Source organism: Neptuniibacter halophilus (genome assembly GCF_030295765.1).
GTDB lineage: Bacteria > Pseudomonadota > Gammaproteobacteria > Pseudomonadales > Balneatricaceae > Neptuniibacter > Neptuniibacter halophilus.
Genome location: NZ_AP027292.1, coordinates 521278 through 540548, shown reverse-complemented (window position 1 = coordinate 540548; position 19271 = coordinate 521278). Strand labels below are relative to the sequence as shown.

The window sequence follows — 19271 nt, the reverse complement described above, 5'->3', positions numbered from 1 at the left end:
TTAAAACATCCAGCGGAATTTAACGCTGGCAGTCTGATTAAGGAAGTCATTCTGATAATCGGCATCGTAACGGGCATTTATCTCTGTTCCGTTTTCAAGCGCATAAACAAAGCCGAAACCTGCGTGTGCCCGCCATGGATTAGGATCAATGCCGTAGGTTACGAAGGAGGCAGAAGGGGCTCCGGCAAATGATGAGGTGATACTGGATGGGCCATTATGCAGGTCATAGGAAACACCCAAATTGGCAGTAAGTGCTGTGTTCTTATTTAATTGATTCGCAAATTTACCATGCAAGCCGATCAGTAACTCTCTTGTGCTGCGTTGATCAACATTTAAATTAAGTACACCTGCGCCCGTTTCGCTGTAACTGTCATCCTTGATCCATGTGTAATCTGCTCTTATGGAGGGAGTGAAAGATGTACTTTCATTTATTTCCAGAGTCCTGCCAATCCCGATACCTGCATGAGCGCTTAAACTATTGTAATCTGCATCAGCAACAGTGGAAGTGAAAGCAATAGTTCTTTTTCCTTTATTGCTGTTATGGCCCACATCTACCTGGAAGTTAATATCTGTCTGAGCATCCAGGCTATAGCTGCCATAACCTACTAATTGATAAACTTCTGTTTCCAGGTGCTGCGGTGCAACTGAAGATTTACTATCAACATCTGATTCGGCGTAGGCAAAGGCTAAACCCAGACGATAGTTATCATGTATCAGACCGTCAAAGCCAGCGGCCAGACCATAGGTGTTTGCGTCAAATCCTGCAATACCATCGCGGTTATCCTGATCAACCCATGAACCGAATGGTTTGACCCAGATATATTGGTCCCGGATAAATCCATCACCGGAAGACAGACCCAGATTGGAGTCAATTCGAGCCTGAATCACCCGGTTTATACCATTCAAGGCGGCTGTTGTTGCGATGGTAGAGGAACCAGTCAACAGAGGTAGAGTTTGGCTGGCTGCATCCGAAATCTCTTGATCCCCACTGAGTCCGGCTCCTGTGAAAACGGATAGCAGGGAGGCATTGTTATCAATTACATTGGCTGCGCCAAAAGCCGGAGAGTTGCTCTCCAGGGTTGCTGAATTCAATACACTTAATCCTCCAACGGCCTCTACAGCCGCAGAGATGTCAGAGCCAAAAATGTAGTAATAGGTGAATACAACAGTATCGCCCGTGAGTACGCTATCATCGTAAAAAGCCATACCGATGGTATAGTCGCCATCTCCACTGGTATTGCCAGCGTAGTAATATGTCGGGTCAGTACTCCAGGCGCTACTGACGCCGGTGTTAACTCCAGAAGCGGCATTACTGTAATAGCCGATAATATACTTACTTGACAGGGCTTCAGCATAAACCAGATTTGTCCCATCAACCGAATCATTCCCGCGAATGTTTGTGGTCGCTGTGCTATCTCCTGGTTCTGCCCGTGCATCAGGGTCTGTAACTCTTAAGAAATACAGGTCACTCAAATCTTTAGTGGCTGTGATTGTAGTCACTACTTTGACTATTTTATCCCCGTCTTCAAAGCTAACATCGTTGGTGATATCAAACAGTTTGCCAGAGCCTGGATCGTATGAGCCTGTCCAGCTAACGCTATTGGTTGTACCTGATGATGTGTCAGTGAATGAAGAATATGAAAGTCCTGCTAATAAGCCACCTGAATTATTGGCCCCCGTATTGTAAGTCGTCGATGACTCCGTGGAGCGTATATAGAAACCCTCAAAAGGGGTTCCAGGGGTTAAGTAGTCATATGCGGTGTTAAAGGTGCCTGTACCTGAATTGTCATACAGAATCCCTGGTGATGTGTTACCAATTGAACCCAAAGTACCATAATGGTTGGTTCCAATTTTTATATAGTCGCCAGATAAAGTAATGGGGGCAGGAGCAGCTAAGGCGGCACTGCAGTTCAACATGACAGCGATGGATAGGGCTGTTCTTTTGAATGCTGGGCTTTTATGAAAACTTCTACTGCTATTTTTCATGCCTTTCTCTTCCTTGTCTTATGATCGGATAAAAGTATTTTCAATGAAAATTGAATACCCCTGACGTTCAAACAAATATTTCGATTTTTTGTTAAAACGTGGGAGTCCGGGGGCATTATTTAAACACAAGTGAGTATTTTCGAGAATAAAACTTTTAGGGCGATGTTTGTTGCTGTTTCATGGGGATTGCTTATGGAATATCCGATTGGGTCCCTGGGTATGAAGCAATTCATGCTTTGCTTTTCTGATGACTGACCATGGGTCACTGAAACGCCTCCAACTCTCTGTCTATGACAGCAGTCTTGTCTTAGCGATCGTTTTGCGCTGATCAGATATTGGGTGTGTAGGGTGAATGGTAATACCTCATTACTAGCAGGCTAGGTTAATAAAGATTCATTGCCTGTCATTAAGAGATGATAGTGGCGTAGCAGGGGGGGAGTCGTGAGGGTTGGGATGAGCTGCTAGATTGGATGGTTGAAGAATAGGGTATGAGCGAACTTACCCCTGAAAATCGGAATATTATTCTTGATTATCTGGCAGAACACTAAAACACCAACCGACCCGGTTTCCTGCGCTGAATCAGAGATGCCGGGCCTTTCAAAATCGAATGCTGCGCTGTTCTGGTAATCTCTCTGCGTGGCATTTATCTATTGATGGCTCTTCACAAAGTACGCGTTGGGACTGTCTTGCAGTAACTGCTTTCTTCATCTGGCAGGTGGCGTAGTCGCTACACCAAAGGGTGCTTGTCCTGTGAGTGCGATTCAGACAGGATTTGGCTATCGGGCTGTTTTCAGATTGTGTGCAACATTCTGCTAAGCTGGAACTACTAATTTTTTGTGGGTCAGGAAGAGAAGCATTGTGAACCCCCTTACTGAACAAAGTAGGTCTGATCTGATTTCGGAAAACCGGCAGATGCGTGAAAAAATACGCAAGCTGGAAGCGGTGGAGGCCGCGCTGAGGGAGACTGAAATGCGGTACTCCCTGGCGATGAAAGGTGCGAATGAAGGGCTTTGGGATTGGGATCCTGTCAGTAAGGAGTTATTTCTCTCAGCACGACTGCTAACCACTATAGGCATGGAGATACTCTGAAAACAACCTCTTATGAGTGGCTGGAGTGGGTCTATGAGGCTGACTGGGATCTGTATCAGAATGAACTTATCCGTCATCTTAAAGGAGAGACCGAATTTTTTGACTGCGAGTATCGGGTCAGAAACAGCCAGGGAGGGTATGTATGGGTGTTAGCGCATGGTCTTGCGCTCCGGAATGAGCATGGCGTGGCCTATCGGATGGTAGGTTCCATCGGTGATATCACAGAGCGTAAAGATTACGAGAACAGGCTGATCCATCAGGCCAGCTACGATTTTCTGACGGGGCTGCCTAATCGTGTTTTAGCGATGGAACGTCTGGAGCAGGCGCTGAACCGGGCAAGGCAAAAGGGAACCCGGGTGGGAGTGCTATTTGTTGATCTGGATAATTTCAAGAAAATTAACGATACCCTTGGGCATGAAGTAGGGGATCGGCATCTCAAAGAAGTCAGCCAGCGCCTTAACCAGTGCATGAAAGCGGGGGAGATGATTGCCCGTTTAGGCGGTGATGAGTTTCTGGTGATATTGCCAGACCTGAAGGTGGAGGCCGAAGAGCTGCCCGGTTGTGAGCGTATTCTGGATGTGGCAGCGAAGCCTGTTCTGGTTGAGGGGTATGAGTTTGTGACCACAGCCAGTATTGGTATCACTCTTTTCCCTTCAGATGGAGAGGATCCTGGAGCATTACTGCGAAATGCTGATGCGGCTATGTATCATGCTAAAGGTTCGGGTAAGAATGCATACCGCTATTTTACTCCGGAGATGGAACGGGAGGCGGTCTGCAATGTGTCGGTAGACGACCCTGAGCTGCGCTGGAACAGGCTCAGAGGTCAACTCCGTGTTAGCTATGCTCATACAGAGATCTCCCGTTGAATACACCTGATGGTACCTATAGCAAAACCTTCCATGTCTTCATGCTCTGAGAGGTAATCTATCTCTCCGCGCTCCAGAACGAATTGGATAGTCTCAACGCAGAATGATTCTCTGGGAATGGACTCTATCAGGTCCAAAGCAAAGTCAGCAGCCCGGATAATATCTTTGGCATAGTTGTATCTATTGAGCTGTAGTTCACCTGATAAGTACTTTTCTGATCCGCTCTCTCTGTGTTGTTTGCAGACTCTTCTAGCACGTTTAAGCAGAGACTTACGTTCATCTTTACTGAGCGTTGATTGTGGAAGTTGTATGGGTCTAAGAGGATTCAGGTTAATTGGCTGGTTTTGGGCTGATATCTCTTCACTTCCCAAAGCTGAAGTTAAGGATTTGCTGGATTCTGCTTCGATTTTTTTAGCAAGGTGGTAGAGTTCGCTGATCTCTGGTGGCCACTCATCAAACATCCCAGGAGTAGGTATGCGTAGTTGATCTAGCAAGGTCTTCAGGCAGGTAAGTTCCCAAGCAGCATAGGCATGTGGTGAAGAAAAGCTATCCTGCATCTCCTGTGTCAGTTCTGGAAGTTGCCCGCAGTACCAACTTCTGTTCTGAGAATCCATGATTGGGCTGGTTTTTAGATTCTCATCATTAGTCAGGTAGTCTGCTGGAATACACAAAAAATCAGGCATAAGTTCCCTTTACCTTCCTTAATCATAATAGCGTGTTGCTGGTGGCTTAATAGTGAACATCTGCCCACCAATATGCTGCACTGAGTTTAATGCACTGCCTAACGTTTCCCAAAAGCCATCGCCTGTTGTTTGCTGCTGCAGTTGATAGACAAAGATCTCTTGAGGGGGCTGCGTAGATACAATTCTCAGCCCTTCAGCTACAGGGTGGTCAAAATAGAGCGTCACTGAATGGAAGGCTCCATGCTGCCTATAACGTACTTTATCCACTTCGAACTGATAACCTTCTCTGAAGATACCACCACCCTCTGCTTCATCTGTATCAATCAATAATAGGGTAAGTGTGTGCTGAGGTTGGATACAACTATGCTGGCCCTGATAACTTCCTGATATCACCTCAGAAGGCTGATTGATAATGATATTGGTGTTTCCGTTACCCCGGTTGATGATGGTGCTATTGCCGCCTCTATTGGTATCCGAGTGATAGTAGATACGATGGCGGTTTAGGCAGTCTTGATAGGTTTGATCTACGTTCTTACGCCATTGGATCAGGTAGTTATCGTAACTGGGGTATCTATAGTGCCTTCCGGTGTACTCGTTGCCGGGCTGATGGATCGTGTTAAAGCTTTCAAGCAGATGGTCTTTTCCTATCACCTGATAGCTCCGGTTCGCTTTTACTTCCAGTTTTTGAGTCAGTTCGAAGATAGTACCTTTAGGGATATCCAGAATACTGGAAAGGCCAGTGAGTTCTGCTTTCACAGATAAGGGGAGAACTAGCAGGGTAATGAGCAGTAGATAGCGCTTCAGCATGGGGGGCCTTTCGCTTTGCGAGTTAAAAGCAATATAGTTAACCTGCAGTACATCTTCCATGGTGTCTGATGAATCACCTCTGAATGGAATCTGGGAAAGGAAATGACCCAATCACCACAGCGCATGCCAATCCTTATATGCTCAGTTCTGGGTGTAATAGCATTCGTTTACTTTCTTTTATCCCCAGCGTTAATGCTTCCCGCGGAACCTGAGTTTTCTCGTCTTACCATAGGCAAGTCAGCTTTACTGATTGATGGGGAGTCCAGGGTAGCTCTTCACGGTTTTCACCTGGTACTGCAACTAACAGGACTGGTTAATCTGCTTCTGGTTGTTTTGTTTACGATCACGACTGCCTTAATCCTAATACTTTCACCGTTCACAGCATTGACCAGTCTTAGAACTTTGCTGACGGTATTAACATTCTCAGCTGTAGCAAATTGTATAGGGTTAGCAGGTGTCATAACCGCCTTTACCCCTTACCTTGAAAGCACCTCTATCGCAGCAGGTGTTTTATCTATGATTTTGATTCTTGTGGCTGTCTATCTAAGGAAGGGGGAGCTGGCAGCTACAGGAAGGGCTCAACCATGAAGATGCTGCAGAATATATTTCTGGCCGTAACACTCATGATGCCATTTCATCTAACTGCAGAGCAGGTGAAAGATGACCCAATTGAGCTGTTACTAGACAAAGCGATGTTCAAGATTGAGGAAGCGAAAACGTTTGAGCAGAAGTTAGAGATTCTAAAGGTGTTGGAAAAGGATCTGGGTAATCTGGATGAGCCTGCCAGGGACAGTGAGTTTTATAACTATGTGCAACTCACAGAAGTTCTATCTGTGGTAAAGCTATCTGAACTTACCCAAGTGAATTGTACCGAGGCATTGGGACGTATCGGATATGGCTGGGACCCTACATCAGAAGTGCCTCGTTTATCCGGTATGGTTGAATTGGTCTACGATATTATTCAACACCTCTGCTTCTTTGATACAGATAGTTCTTGTTAGGAGAGCATTTTGATTAGCCTGTTACACAGATTACTGCCCCAGAAATACCTGACTATTCTTATAGCTATGCTTGTCTCTTCATATGCTTATGCTGGATGTGATTCAGGGGAGGGTGTTTGTAAGGTGGTAACTGGTCAGGAAGAGAAATCGATCTCTTGTCAGGTGAAAGTATGTGCCAGTGCCAATGATTATATGATTAAGTGGGATCTTGCCGATGGGACGCGGATTGTTGAAGAAAAAGGTATTAATAAGGCGATGGCAATAACTATCAATGGAAAGCCTGCGATCGCAGCTGGATCAGATTCGGATGAATGGTCTTGCTTTTCGTTACCAGGTGCAAGTGGCAAGTATTGTATGAAGCCACTTTCGTTTTAGGGCGTTTATTTGAAGTGTCGCTGTCTCTGCATTTAAGGTTGATACGAATGGCTCCATGTTACAGTGCGTTAACATTATTTTCATATTAGCTTGAGGCAAAGGATGAGGTTGCAGCGTTATGACTAAGAAAGTTCGATATCCTGTTCGTTGCCCGAGTTGTGGGCACTTATTTGACTTTCGTGCCCCAGCATCGCGAAACCTGAATCGTGGAAAAGTAAGTTGCCCGCAATGTAAAAAGAAAGCTCAGATTTGTGATGATGGCGGAAGTGTATTTCTGATGCATAGCGTAGAGCAATCAGAAGATCAAAAAGTTGAAGTCGCCAGTAGCAAAAGTAAAGAGAGGAATTCAAGAGGCTTAAAATGGTCTTTAGCTGTAGTTTTTTTGAGCGCCACTGTAGTTGCTGGGATAGCTTTGCTTCCCGATAACCACCTAAGTGAAAATTCTTACGATACAAATGAGTCTCTGCTCAGAGTTCAGCCCGAGCCGAGCGATGCTCAAATTCGAATCATGAACATTAAGCCGAAGTTTGATCAAAATATGATTCTTGAGCCTGGGCGGTATGATATTGAAGTGAGTAAGCCCGGTTATAAAACTTCGCGTAAATGGATCGAAGTAGGGCAGGGGGTGTTCACCTATCAGGTTGTCCTTGAGCCTGAATATGGCTCAGTTGTAGCGTCGAATTCAAATGCTGCAGAAATATATAAAAGAGGTGTGACGAAGGCTGAAGAAGAAAAATATGGCAGGGGTAAAGTCAACCCGATTCCAGAGAATATGGCTTTCCACGTGAAATATGTGCAAGGGCTTAAGGAGAGATATGAGGCTTTAGAAAATTGAGTGGTAAATTGCAGTGCTAGTTTTACTATTTCAGGCAGGTTCTCTCAAAGTATCTTGCATCATTGACACTCCATTGTTCGTTCGGTAGGCCAGATACATGCTTGCACCATTTTTGGTGTTTCAATTCAGCTTTCAGTAGCCCTGCACTAAATTCCCCTGAGGCACCTGCTTTATGATACCAGTGAAGCGCTTTCTCTCTGTCTCTTGGTAATCCCCACTTACCTTGGTTGTATCCGTCACCTATTTTGACCTTGGCTTCATCATGGCCTAATTTTGCCGCAGCCATATAGAAGTCTTTCGCTTTTGGGCCATCTTTAGAAACATCCAGGCCATCTTCAAAGATTTGCCCTAATCTATAGTAGGCCCTCTCTTTGCTATCATTATCACCACCTTGCTGGGCTCTTATCACCTTTTCAAACCAAAAACGGGCCTGCGAATAATCATCAGCTACGCCTCTGCCTGTGAAGTAAAGATTACCAAGTGAATACTGGGCAGATACTGATCCCTGGTTCGCTGCTTTTTTGAACCAGTAAGCTGCCATTTGGTAATCCCCATCGATTAAATTACCGTCTTGATACATTAGGCCAAGAATGTTTTGAGCTGATTTATCTCCAAGCTGTGACGCTTTTTCATACCAATAGAATGCTTTAGAGGGGTCTTTATTTACACCTAGGCCTTCTACTGACAGTCTCCCTAGGCGGGTCATTGCGCTTGTATTTCCTTGCTCGGCAGCCAGTGAATACCATCTGTGGGCTTCAGAGTAATTGGTTTTTACTCCGTTCCCAGACTCATATAGGTATCCAATAGCAAATTGAAGAGCGGGTTTTTTGTTTTTATTGGCAACTTGGATAGCATTCATGACCTCTTGTTCGGTGTACTGCTTGGCCTGAATAATGTTAGGGAAGATTGTTAGAACTAAAAGCAGAACATAGGTGTTTTTGAATGACATGAAAATTAGCCCCCGGATTTAGTCACCTATTCCATCCTACTATATTAGTTCCAGGTGAGCCTATGGTTAAGTTCAGTGTCGACCTTTCTGGTAAAGATTGGTACAGGTTCTAAAAACTTTGAAGAGTGTCTGTTTTGCTTCTTCGAGCGTTGAAAGGAGTTAGAAGCGATTCTATATTGCAGTCGCGGAGTGATAATATTAAATGTAAATCAGCGGGTCCGGTGTGGCATTCCAAAATACCAATTGAATGGGGAGTAGGGGATCAGCCCCTAGGTGATAACTGAACTACCTTTTTATAATGCCTTTCAAGTGCTTCCTTTCTCGACACCTTCTGAACTTCCTGAATTCTGTCAGCCAAAGAGACAAGTCTTTGACTCAGGTCTTCAGATTGATTTGCAAGGGTTCCAGTATCTAATGCCTGCCGAACACCAACCGAATCAGCCTGATCCAATCTGGATTTCAAAACACGAATAGAACGTAAGGTTTTTGCAGGGCTACCCATCTCAGCGATCCATGTCTTAGAAGATATATAAAGGGTTTTGATTAAGTGGTCGGAGTGGAGGGATTATTCGGCTTCGCCTCACCCTTCGGGGCGTCGCTCCGCGACCTTAACTCACTGCGTTCGGTTCGAGCCCCTTCGGAGGTTCTCATCCCAATAAACTCAGATACATAAATCAGCTTACGTGATGTTAGTAGTGAAGGTGATTTAAAGTGGTCGGAGTGGAGGGATTCGAACCCCCGACCCTCTGGTCCCAAACCAGATGCGCTACCAAGCTGCGCTACACTCCGACGTTTACCAGAACGGTAAATGAAGATTAGCCTATTTTAAAGTGGTCGGAGTGGAGGGATTCGAACCCCCGACCCTCTGGTCCCAAACCAGATGCGCTACCAAGCTGCGCTACACTCCGAACTTTCACCTTAAAGGTGGCTCCCTGAGCTGGACTCGAACCAGCGACCAATAGATTAACAGTCTACTGCTCTACCAACTGAGCTATCAGGGATCATCAGTTGTACTTAAGAGGTTTTAGTTGGCTCCCCGAGCTGGACTCGAACCAGCGACCAATAGATTAACAGTCTACTGCTCTACCAACTGAGCTATCGGGGAACACCTCGAAAGTGCGGCGTATCTTAATGACCACGGGGGATAGCGTCAAGGGCTTTTTTGCAAAAAGTTAACAGAATTATAAGGTTGATTACTGCCTGATCAATAACTAGGTATTTTCATGCAAAACGGGTTACTTAGTGATCGGAACGTGATCATAAACCGAGTAAATCGCAGTACTTTTATTTAATACACCTTCCATCGGCGACAGCCATTTTGGTTAGACATTTTAAATTTTCCGGGTCGTCGTGAACATTTATTACCTAATTCAGAGGTTTCTGCGTGGATGGTTATCTGCGCGGGCTCCGCAGTTTGCTGCCCGCCACATACCCACGCGCTCTGCTGAAGTCCTCAAGCAACCGGTCAGACGCTCGAATTTCATACAGAAGTTGGCTTTCTTGCTGAAAATGCAATAAATTGTAGTACAGTTTATTGTAGGTATATTGGCGTGCGCCAAAAGGATGGTAGCGATGGTTATTGTTGGTTCAGTTTCTTATCTCTCTGGAGGAGCGGTCGCCTTAGGAGCAGATGGCACAGAACGCGTATTATTTGTCGGCGATCAAATCTATGCGGGTGACGTAGTTCGGGTTGCACAGGACGCTGAAATTGAAATTTCGATGGATATTGGAGAGTCGATCCGTCTGGACAGTGGTCAGAGTTGGTTGGTCAGCAACGAAACTTACATGAGCGCGAAAGATCTGGATCTTTCTGAAAGCTCAGCTCTGGCTGAATCCATTCGAGCATCGACTCTGGCAGGGCAAGACCCTACTGATATCTATGAGGCGCCTGCCGCAGGGGGGGAGTCTGATACCGGAGATATACAGGACAATCAGGGTTCATCCATCGTTACTATCTCCCGAACTGCAGAAGAAGTTGACCCGACTGCAGGGTATGAAACCATTGGTTATACCCAGGTTGAAGCGACTCTGCCTGAGGAGGAGCTGGTATCGTTAGTCCAATCAGTGTCAATCGATCGTGTGGATGCGAATGGAAACTTGACCACCCGTAATGTCATCGAAGGCGAAGATATTATCTTCCGCTTTAAGGTCAATGTGGTTTCAGACAGCGATCTTGTTCTGGAAACCACCATTGGTACCGTGACGATTCCGGCTGGACAGACTTATGTAGATGTGACAGTAAGCAGCCGAGAGGACGATTGGCATATTCAGGGGCCGGAAACAATAACAGCCAGCGTAATCGGGGTTCAGGGAGAGGGTGCTGATATTGATTTCCCGGATACCGGAACCAGTGCAACTGTCGTGGATGATTTTGATACCACTACCGTAACCCTGTCCGACGTGACTGCTAACGAGGGTGATGGCACCGCAACCATCAACGCCAGCGTGGACAACCCACCGCAGACCGATCTGGTGCTGACTCTGTCGACCGGCGATACCCTGACCATTCTGGCAGGTGAGACCACCGGTTCGGTGGATGTAGCGATCAACAACGATGATGATGTCTACCTTGATGGCTCCAGCTTCGATGTCAGCGTAACCGGCTCGACAGGCGGTAACTTCGAAGACCTCGATACCAGCGATACAGCGACAGTTACTGTTGACGATACGCTGGATACCACCACGGTAACCCTGTCCGATGTCACCGCTAACGAAGGGGATGGTACCGCAACCATCACCGCCAGCGTGGACAACCCACCGCAGACCGATCTGGTACTGACTTTATCGACTGGCGACACTCTGACCATACTCGCCGGTGAGACCACCGGCTCAGTGGATGTGGCGATCAACAATGACGACGATGTCTATCTGGATGGTTCCAGCTTCGATGTCAGCGTGACTGGTTCAACAGGCGGTAACTTCGAAGATCTGGATACCAGCGACACTGCTACCGTGACGGTACAGGACACAAACGATACCACCACGGTAACCCTGTCTGATGTCACTGCCAACGAAGGCGATGGCACGGCAACCATCACCGCCAGTGTGGACAACCCACCGCAGACCGATCTGGTCCTGACTCTCTCAACCGGTGACACCCTGACCATACTCGCCGGTGAGACCACCGGCTCAGTGGATGTGGCGATCAACAATGGCGACGATGTCTATCTGGATGGTTCCAGCTTCGATGTCAGCGTGACTGGTTCAACAGGCGGTAACTTCGAAGATCTGGATACCAGTGATACAGCGACTGTCACTGTTGACGATACGCTGGATACCACCACGGTAACCCTGTCCGATGTCACCGCCAACGAAGGCGATGGCACCGCGTCGATTACTGCGACAGTCGACAACCCACCCCAGACCGATCTGGTCCTGACTCTCTCTACCGGCGATACCCTGACCATACTCGCCGGTGAGACCACCGGTTCGGTGGATGTGGCGATCAATAACGATGATGATGTCTATCTGGACGGTTCAAGCTTCGACGTCAGCGTAACTGGTTCAACAGGAGGTAACTTCGAAGATCTGGATACCAGCGACACCGCTACCGTCACGGTACAGGATACAAACGATACCACCACCGTAACCCTGTCTGATGTCACCGCCAACGAAGGCGATGGCACCGCAACCATCACTGCCAGCGTGGATAATCCTCCCCAAACTGATCTGGTGCTGACTCTGTCGACTGGCGATACTCTGACCATCCTTGCCGGTGAGACCACCGGTTCAGTGGATGTAGCGATCAATAACGATGATGATGTCTATCTGGACGGTTCAAGCTTCGATGTCAGCGTAACCGGCAGTTCCGGCGGTAACTTCGAAGATCTGGATACCAGTGATACAGCGACAGTCACTGTTGACGATACGCTGGATACCACTACCGTAACCTTGTCTGATGTGACCGCCAACGAAGGCGATGGCACCGCGACCATCACCGCCAGTGTGGACAACCCACCGCAAACCGATCTGGTCCTGACTCTCTCAACAGGTGACACCCTGACCATTCTGGCAGGCGAGACCACCGGTTCAGTGGATGTGGCGATCAACAACGATGATGATGTCTACCTTGATGGCTCCAGCTTCGACGTCAGCGTAACCGGCAGCACCGGTGGCAACTTCGAGGATCTGGATACCAGTGATACAGCGACCGTAACGGTACAGGACACAAACGATACCACCACCGTAACCCTGTCTGATGTCACCGCCAACGAAGGCGATGGCACCGCAACCATCACTGCCAGCGTGGATAATCCTCCCCAAACTGATCTGGTGCTGACCCTGTCGACTGGCGATACCCTGACCATACTCGCCGGTGAGACCACCGGTTCGGTGGATGTGGCGATCAACAACGATGATGATGTCTATCTGGACGGCTCCAGCTTCGATGTCAGTGTAACCGGCAGTTCCGGCGGTAACTTCGAGGATCTGGATACCAGTGACACCGCTACCGTGACGGTACAGGATACAAACGATACCACCACCGTAACCCTGTCCGATGTGACTGCTAACGAGGGTGATGGCACCGCAACCATCACCGCCAGCGTGGACAACCCACCGCAAACCGATCTGGTGCTGACTCTCTCAACCGGCGACACCCTGACCATCCTTGCCGGTGAGACCACCGGTTCGGTAGATGTAGCGATCAACAACGATGATGATGTCTATGTGGATGGTTCCAGCTTCGACGTCAGCGTAACCGGCAGTTCCGGCGGTAACTTCGAAGATCTGGATACCAGCGACACTGCTACCGTGACGGTACAGGACACAAACGATACCACCACCGTAACCCTGTCTGATGTCACCGCCAACGAAGGCGATGGCACCGCAACCATCACTGCCAGCGTGGACAACCCTCCGCAGACCGATCTGGTGCTGACTTTATCGACTGGCGATACCCTGACCATTCTGGCAGGCGAGACCACCGGTTCGGTAGATGTAGCGATCAACAACGACGATGATGTCTACCTTGATGGTTCCAGCTTCGACGTCAGCGTAACCGGCTCAACAGGCGGTAACTTCGAGGATCTGGATACCAGTTATACAGCGACTGTCACTGTTGACGATACGCTGGATACCACTACCGTAACCCTGTCTGATGTCACCGCCAACGAAGGCGATGGCACCGCAACCATCACCGCCAGCGTGGACAACCCACCGCAGACTGATCTGGTGCTGACTCTTTCGACTGGCGATACCCTGACCATTCTGGCAGGCGAGACCACCGGTTCGGTAGATGTAGCGATCAACAACGACGATGATGTCTATCTGGATGGTTCCAGCTTCGACGTCAGCGTAACCGGCTCAACAGGCGGTAACTTCGAAGATCTGGATACCAGTGATACAGCGACAGTCACTGTTGACGATACGCTGGACACCACTACGGTCACGCTGTCCGATGTGACTGCTAACGAAGGCGATGGCACCGCGACCATCACCGCCAGCGTGGACAACCCACCGCAAACCGATCTGGTGCTGACTCTCTCAACAGGTGACACCCTGACCATTCTGGCAGGCGAGACCACCGGTTCGGTAGATGTAGCGATCAACAACGACGATGATGTCTATCTGGATGGTTCCAGCTTCGACGTCAGCGTAACCGGCTCAACAGGCGGTAACTTCGAGGATCTGGATACCAGTGATACAGCGACTGTCACTGTTGACGATACGCTGGATACCACTACCGTAACCCTGTCTGATGTCACCGCCAACGAAGGCGATGGCACCGCAACCATCACTGCCAGCGTGGACAACCCACCGCAGACTGATCTGGTGCTGACTCTTTCGACTGGCGATACCCTGACCATTCTGGCAGGCGAGACCACTGGTTCGGTGGATGTGGCGATCAACAACGATGATGATGTCTATCTGGACGGCTCCAGCTTCGATGTCAGTGTAACCGGCAGTTCCGGCGGTAACTTCGAAGATCTGGATACCAGTGATACAGCGACAGTCACTGTTGACGATACGCTGGACACCACTACCGTAACCTTGTCTGATGTGACCGCCAACGAAGGCGATGGCACCGCAACCATCACTGCCAGTGTGGACAACCCACCGCAGACCGATCTGGTCCTGACTCTGTCGACTGGCGATACCCTGACCATTCTGGCCGGTGAGACCACCGGTTCAGTGGATGTAGCGATCAACAACGATGATGATGTGTATTTGGATGGTTCCAGCTTCGACGTCAGCGTGACCGGGAGCACCGGCGGTAACTTCGAAAATCTGGATACCAGTGACACCGCTACCGTAACGGTACAGGACACAAGCGATACCACCACGGTAACCCTGTCTGATGTGACCGCCAACGAAGGCGATGGCACCGCGACCATCACCGCCAGCGTGGACAACCCACCGCAGACCGATCTGGTCCTGACTCTGTCGACTGGCGACACTCTGACCATTCTGGCAGGCGAGACCACCGGTTCAGTGGATGTAGCGATCAACAACGATGATGATGTCTACCTTGATGGCTCCAGCTTCGACGTCAGCGTAACCGGCAGTTCCGGCGGTAACTTCGAGGATCTGGATACCAGTGATACGGCGACTGTCACTGTTGACGATACGCTGGATACCACTACCGTAACCCTGTCTGATGTCACCGCCAACGAAGGCGATGGCACCGCAACCATCACTGCCAGCGTGGATAATCCTCCCCAAACTGATCTGGTGCTGACCCTGTCGACTGGCGATACCCTGACCATACTCGCCGGTGAGACCACCGGTTCGGTGGATGTGGCGATCAACAACGATGATGATGTCTATCTGGACGGCTCCAGCTTCGATGTCAGTGTAACCGGCAGTTCCGGCGGTAACTTCGAGGATCTGGATACCAGTGATACCGCTACCGTGACGGTACAGGATACAAACGATACCACCACCGTAACGCTGTCTGATGTCACCGCCAACGAAGGCGATGGCACCGCAACCATCACCGCCAGCGTGGACAACCCTCCGCAGACCGATCTGGTGCTGACTTTATCGACTGGCGATACCCTGACCATACTCGCCGGTGAGACCACCGGCTCAGTGGATGTAGCGATCAACAACGATGATGATGTGTATCTGGACGGCTCCAGCTTCGATGTCAGTGTAACCGGCAGTTCCGGCGGTAACTTCGAGGATCTGGATACCAGTGACACCGCTACCGTGACGGTACAGGATACAAACGATACCACCACGGTAACCCTGTCCGATGTCACCGCCAACGAAGGCGATGGCACCGCGACCATCACCGCCAGCGTGGACAACCCACCGCAGACCGATCTGGTGCTGACCCTCTCTACCGGCGATACCCTGACCATCCTTGCCGGTGAGACCACCGGTTCGGTAGATGTAGCGATCAACAACGATGATGATGTCTATGTGGATGGTTCCAGCTTCGACGTCAGCGTAACCGGCAGTTCCGGCGGTAACTTCGAAGATCTGGATACCAGTGACACCGCCACCGTAACGGTACAGGACACAAACGATACCACTACGGTAACCCTGTCTGATGTCACCGCCAACGAAGGGGATGGCACCGCGACCATCACCGCCAGCGTGGACAACCCACCGCAGACCGATCTGGTCCTGGCTTTATCGACTGGCGACACCCTGACCATCCTTGCCGGTGAGACCACTGGTTCAGTGGATGTAGCGATCAACAACGACGATGACGTCTATCTGGACGGCTCCAGCTTCGACGTCAGCGTAACCGGCAGTTCCGGCGGTAACTTCGAAGATCTGGATACCAGTGACACCGCTACCGTGACGGTACAGGATACAAATGATACCACCACCGTAACCCTGTCCGATGTGACTGCTAACGAAGGCGATGGCACCGCAACCATCACCGCCAGCGTGGACAACCCGCCGCAGACCGATCTGGTCCTGACTCTGTCGACTGGCGATACCCTGACCATCCTTGCCGGTGAGACCACCGGTTCGGTAGATGTAGCGATCAACAACGATGATGATGTCTACCTTGATGGTTCCAGCTTCGATGTCAGCGTAACTGGTTCAACAGGCGGTAACTTCGAAGATCTGGATACCAGTGATACAGCAACAGTCACTGTTAACGATACTATCGATACCACTACCGTGACGCTCGATTCCGCCACAAACGGGGACCCGATAGTGGAAGGGGAAGCGATTATCTATACCGTCACGGTCGATGCCCCGGTGACTGGAACACCGTTGCTCGTGACGTTATCTAATGGCATTTCAATTACCATCCCTGTTGGCCAGTCATCCGCCGATTCGGCCCCGGTAACGGTGACAGATGCTGATACTCCTGCGAGTCTGGATGTAGTCATCAGTAATGCCTCCGGTGGGAACTATGAACATCTTACCAGCACCGGCAATGTCACTAATACGGTTGACTACACTCCGGATTCTGAAGAAGACAGTGCCGTTGTGCGCGAGGGAACGGTTTTCAGTCAGAGTGTCAGTGTATTAGATAATGATATCGACAAAGACGCAGCCCCGGGCAGTATGACGGTTACGAAACTGGCCAGCGATCAGGCCGGAAGTAATACTCAGAGCGTTAATGGTATGGTCGCTTTCACGACGGCATTGGGCGGTAGCGTGGTCATGCAGGCGGATGGAACCTATCAATACACGGCGCCCATACTGGATCATGAAACTTCAGACAGTATTGATGACTATTTTTATTATGTTGCCAGCGATGGTTCCTCTGAAGGCGTCTGGACTAAAGTGACAATAGAGGTAACGGACTCCATTCCAACCGCTTTAGATGACTCCGCCATGGTTGATCCGGGCAGTACCGTGGCCGGTAATATTCTCAGCAACGATTTAAATAATACTTCAACTCAATCTGACCTGGACCCCAGTGAAGTGTTAACGGTGACCCATGAGGGTGTCACTAAATCTTTCGACAACCCTTCTGATCTCGATGGTAGCGGAAGAATAGTATTTGATACGGAATACGGTGAAATACTGATCTCTGCAGATGGTGAATACCTGTACCAGTCTGATGCGGATTCACTGACTTATGCCGTGGATATGAGTCATGCAGTGTTTACTCGTGTCACAGATGACCCGGCTAACAGTAATGCCTACCTGACCTATGAGGGAGTCACTCTATATGGATTTTCTGCCGGAGATTCGTTCACTGATGTCGATGGTAAGCTACTGGGCCTGGATCAGCGCACCGAAGATACCGCAGCGACTTCCGTTGGTGTAGGGGTTGGCGATAACAATCAAAGCCCGATCGAAAACAGTGCAGGTAATGTTGAAGCGTTAGTCATTCAGTTTGATCAGAGTGTCTCATCAATCTCACTTGACCTGATAAACGCGGCGGATGGCGATCAGTTTACCTGGTTTGCCTATGACGCGGACGGGGTACTGGTCGATAGTGGTGGTCGGGCTGACTGCATTATCGTTACGGATGGTACAAATATAAACGTGGTACCGGATGTAGATCAGTCATTCAGTAGCTTTGTGCTATCTGTTGATGGGGCTGATATCGGTGGACAATTCAGACTGGGCGATTTTAGTTACAGTCTCGCTCCTGAACTGACGGAAGAACACTTTGATTACACCATGAAAGACGGAGATGGAGATGAGAGCTCCGCGACTCTTACCGTCGAGCATGAAGGGTCTGTCGACCAGTTGCCTCGCTCACCAGACCCAGCAAATGGTAATGCTGATCTGACTGCTAACATCTTGGTGAATGGTAGCTTTGAGGATGATCAGTTTCCATACGGGGAGTCCTTTGATGTTCCGCTTACGGGATGGTCGTGGTCAGGTTCAGTGGAGGTCTGGCATCCTGATACGAGTATTTACGATTTTCATGTCCCTCACGGGAATCAATTGATTGAGATTGATTCCTATTGGGAAGTTGACGGACTCAGTCAGTCTGTTAATACGGTGGCCGGAGAAACCTATGAAATTAGTCTTGAAACTATCGTGCGTGATTACGGTGGAGCTAAGAGACCTGGCTCTTCACAGTTTGAGATTAAGTGGGAGGGAGTAACGGTTGCGCTGGTGACTAATGATCCCGCAGCTACAGCCCCGGCGGGGGTGGAAATTATTCAGATAACTCCGGATAACTGGCAAAAGATCACCGTGGAGGTTACTGCGACCGGTGATTCATCTGAGCTTATCTTGATTGAGACCGGTATTACGGGTGATACCTCAGGGGCGTTGATCGATAACGTTAAGGTGATCGGCAAAGTTGCTGTGGAGAATATATTCGAAGGCACGCCCGGGAACGATATTCTGACCGGAACCGATGATGATGATCTTTTCTTTGCTGGTCGCGGGGATGATGTCATGACCGGTGGAAGAGGAAATGATGGATTTGTCTTTATGCAAAGCGACCTGGATGGAGGAACGGATACCATTACTGACTTCAAGCTGGGGCGTGATGTGTTGCAGCTCGGTGATATTCTTGATGGCAGCTCGGATCTGGAATTATATCTGAAAGTCGAAGCATCAGGAGGGGATACGCTAATCTCGATCGATGCAGACGGATTGGGCGATTTTTCCGGAGGCGGCGAACAGCAGATTATCCTCAGTGGTGTGGACGGCTTAGGAGGTAGCAGCTCGGAGATGTTACAGACGTTACTGGATAGTGATGCGATCAATGGAGGTAGCTGATCAACCGCGGGAAGCATGATTACAAGGCCGGCTTAATGCCGGCCTTTTTGTTTGAATGGGGCCGTTTTTATT

At 49.2% G+C, this 19271-nt stretch carries 11 protein-coding genes, 4 tRNA genes and 1 other RNA gene; 7 read left to right on the top strand and 9 right to left on the bottom strand.

What is annotated here, in order from left to right; genetic code table 11:
- The gene (locus QUD59_RS02485) at positions 1-1986 is read right to left on the bottom strand and encodes an autotransporter family protein (protein WP_286239368.1); all 1986 of its coding nucleotides are present in this window, start codon (positions 1984-1986) and stop codon (positions 1-3) included.
- A gap of 858 nt (positions 1987-2844) precedes the next feature.
- Between QUD59_RS02485 and QUD59_RS02480 the strand changes: the two genes are divergently transcribed.
- Both QUD59_RS02480 and QUD59_RS02475 read left to right on the top strand, forming a co-directional pair.
- Positions 2845-3075 (top strand): hypothetical protein, encoded by a 231-nt coding sequence (locus tag QUD59_RS02480; protein ID WP_286239367.1) that lies wholly within the window; start codon positions 2845-2847, stop codon positions 3073-3075.
- Positions 3027-3941 (top strand): diguanylate cyclase domain-containing protein, encoded by a 915-nt coding sequence (locus tag QUD59_RS02475; RefSeq protein WP_350227801.1) that lies wholly within the window; start codon positions 3027-3029, stop codon positions 3939-3941. Before QUD59_RS02480 ends, QUD59_RS02475 begins: the two co-directional genes overlap by 49 nt.
- On the opposite strand, the gene QUD59_RS02470 is transcribed toward QUD59_RS02475, so the two are convergent.
- The gene (locus QUD59_RS02470) at positions 3920-4624 is read right to left on the bottom strand and encodes a hypothetical protein (RefSeq protein ID WP_286239366.1); all 705 of its coding nucleotides are present in this window, start codon (positions 4622-4624) and stop codon (positions 3920-3922) included. The two genes, QUD59_RS02475 and QUD59_RS02470, sit on opposite strands and share 22 nt — an antisense overlap.
- An 18-nt stretch (positions 4625-4642) precedes the next feature.
- Positions 4643-5491 (bottom strand): hypothetical protein, encoded by an 849-nt coding sequence (locus tag QUD59_RS02465; protein ID WP_286239365.1) that lies wholly within the window; start codon positions 5489-5491, stop codon positions 4643-4645.
- A 42-nt stretch (positions 5492-5533) separates the two neighbouring features.
- Between QUD59_RS02465 and QUD59_RS02460 the strand changes: the two genes are divergently transcribed.
- The 4 genes from QUD59_RS02460 to QUD59_RS02445 all read left to right on the top strand — a co-directional run bounded on the left by QUD59_RS02460 (position 5534) and on the right by QUD59_RS02445 (position 7642).
- The gene (locus QUD59_RS02460) at positions 5534-6019 is read left to right on the top strand and encodes a hypothetical protein (RefSeq protein ID WP_286239364.1); all 486 of its coding nucleotides are present in this window, start codon (positions 5534-5536) and stop codon (positions 6017-6019) included.
- Complete coding sequence (locus tag QUD59_RS02455) at positions 6016-6432, top strand: hypothetical protein (RefSeq protein WP_286239363.1); 417 nt, start codon at positions 6016-6018, stop codon at positions 6430-6432. Before QUD59_RS02460 ends, QUD59_RS02455 begins: the two co-directional genes overlap by 4 nt.
- 9 nt (positions 6433-6441) lie before the next feature.
- On the top strand, positions 6442-6807 hold the full coding sequence (locus QUD59_RS02450) for a hypothetical protein (protein ID WP_286239362.1): 366 nt from the start codon (positions 6442-6444) through the stop codon (positions 6805-6807).
- A 118-nt stretch (positions 6808-6925) separates the two neighbouring features.
- The gene (locus QUD59_RS02445) at positions 6926-7642 is read left to right on the top strand and encodes a hypothetical protein (RefSeq protein ID WP_286239361.1); all 717 of its coding nucleotides are present in this window, start codon (positions 6926-6928) and stop codon (positions 7640-7642) included.
- 25 nt (positions 7643-7667) lie between these two features.
- Here the strand turns inward: QUD59_RS02445 and QUD59_RS02440 are convergent, their stop codons facing one another.
- From QUD59_RS02440 to QUD59_RS02415, 6 genes are all read right to left on the bottom strand, one after another.
- Positions 7668-8591, bottom strand: coding sequence for a tetratricopeptide repeat protein (locus QUD59_RS02440; RefSeq protein ID WP_286239359.1), 924 nt, complete (start codon positions 8589-8591; stop codon positions 7668-7670).
- Positions 8592-9139: 548 nt separating this feature from the next.
- A non-coding RNA gene (locus tag QUD59_RS02435) (RtT sRNA) lies at positions 9140-9263 on the bottom strand.
- A gap of 40 nt (positions 9264-9303) precedes the next feature.
- Positions 9304-9380, bottom strand: a tRNA-Pro gene (locus QUD59_RS02430).
- A gap of 42 nt (positions 9381-9422) precedes the next feature.
- Positions 9423-9499: transfer RNA gene (locus QUD59_RS02425), tRNA-Pro, on the bottom strand.
- A gap of 17 nt (positions 9500-9516) precedes the next feature.
- A tRNA-Asn gene (locus QUD59_RS02420) sits at positions 9517-9592 on the bottom strand.
- Positions 9593-9620: 28 nt separating this feature from the next.
- Positions 9621-9696 (bottom strand) — tRNA-Asn (locus QUD59_RS02415).
- A gap of 467 nt (positions 9697-10163) precedes the next feature.
- Here QUD59_RS02415 and QUD59_RS02410 point away from each other — a divergent pair.
- On the top strand, positions 10164-19199 hold the full coding sequence (locus tag QUD59_RS02410; RefSeq protein WP_286239358.1) for a retention module-containing protein: 9036 nt from the start codon (positions 10164-10166) through the stop codon (positions 19197-19199).
- The last annotated feature ends 72 nt before the right edge of the window (positions 19200-19271 follow it).

What these genes read in the sequence shown, in the direction of transcription:
- QUD59_RS02455 (WP_286239363.1), top strand. Translation starts at nt 6,016, where the DNA reads ATGAAGATGCTGCAGAATATATTTCTGGCCGTAACACTCATGATGCCA.
- QUD59_RS02445 (WP_286239361.1), top strand. Translation starts at nt 6,926, where the DNA reads ATGACTAAGAAAGTTCGATATCCTGTTCGTTGCCCGAGTTGTGGGCAC.
- QUD59_RS02440 (WP_286239359.1), bottom strand. Translation starts at nt 8,591, where the DNA reads ATGTCATTCAAAAACACCTATGTTCTGCTTTTAGTTCTAACAATCTTC.
- QUD59_RS02410 (WP_286239358.1), top strand. Translation starts at nt 10,164, where the DNA reads ATGGTTATTGTTGGTTCAGTTTCTTATCTCTCTGGAGGAGCGGTCGCC.
- QUD59_RS02470 (WP_286239366.1), bottom strand. Translation starts at nt 4,624, where the DNA reads ATGCCTGATTTTTTGTGTATTCCAGCAGACTACCTGACTAATGATGAG.
- QUD59_RS02465 (WP_286239365.1), bottom strand. Translation starts at nt 5,491, where the DNA reads ATGGAAGATGTACTGCAGGTTAACTATATTGCTTTTAACTCGCAAAGC.
- QUD59_RS02485 (WP_286239368.1), bottom strand. Translation starts at nt 1,986, where the DNA reads ATGAAAAATAGCAGTAGAAGTTTTCATAAAAGCCCAGCATTCAAAAGA.
- QUD59_RS02460 (WP_286239364.1), top strand. Translation starts at nt 5,534, where the DNA reads ATGACCCAATCACCACAGCGCATGCCAATCCTTATATGCTCAGTTCTG.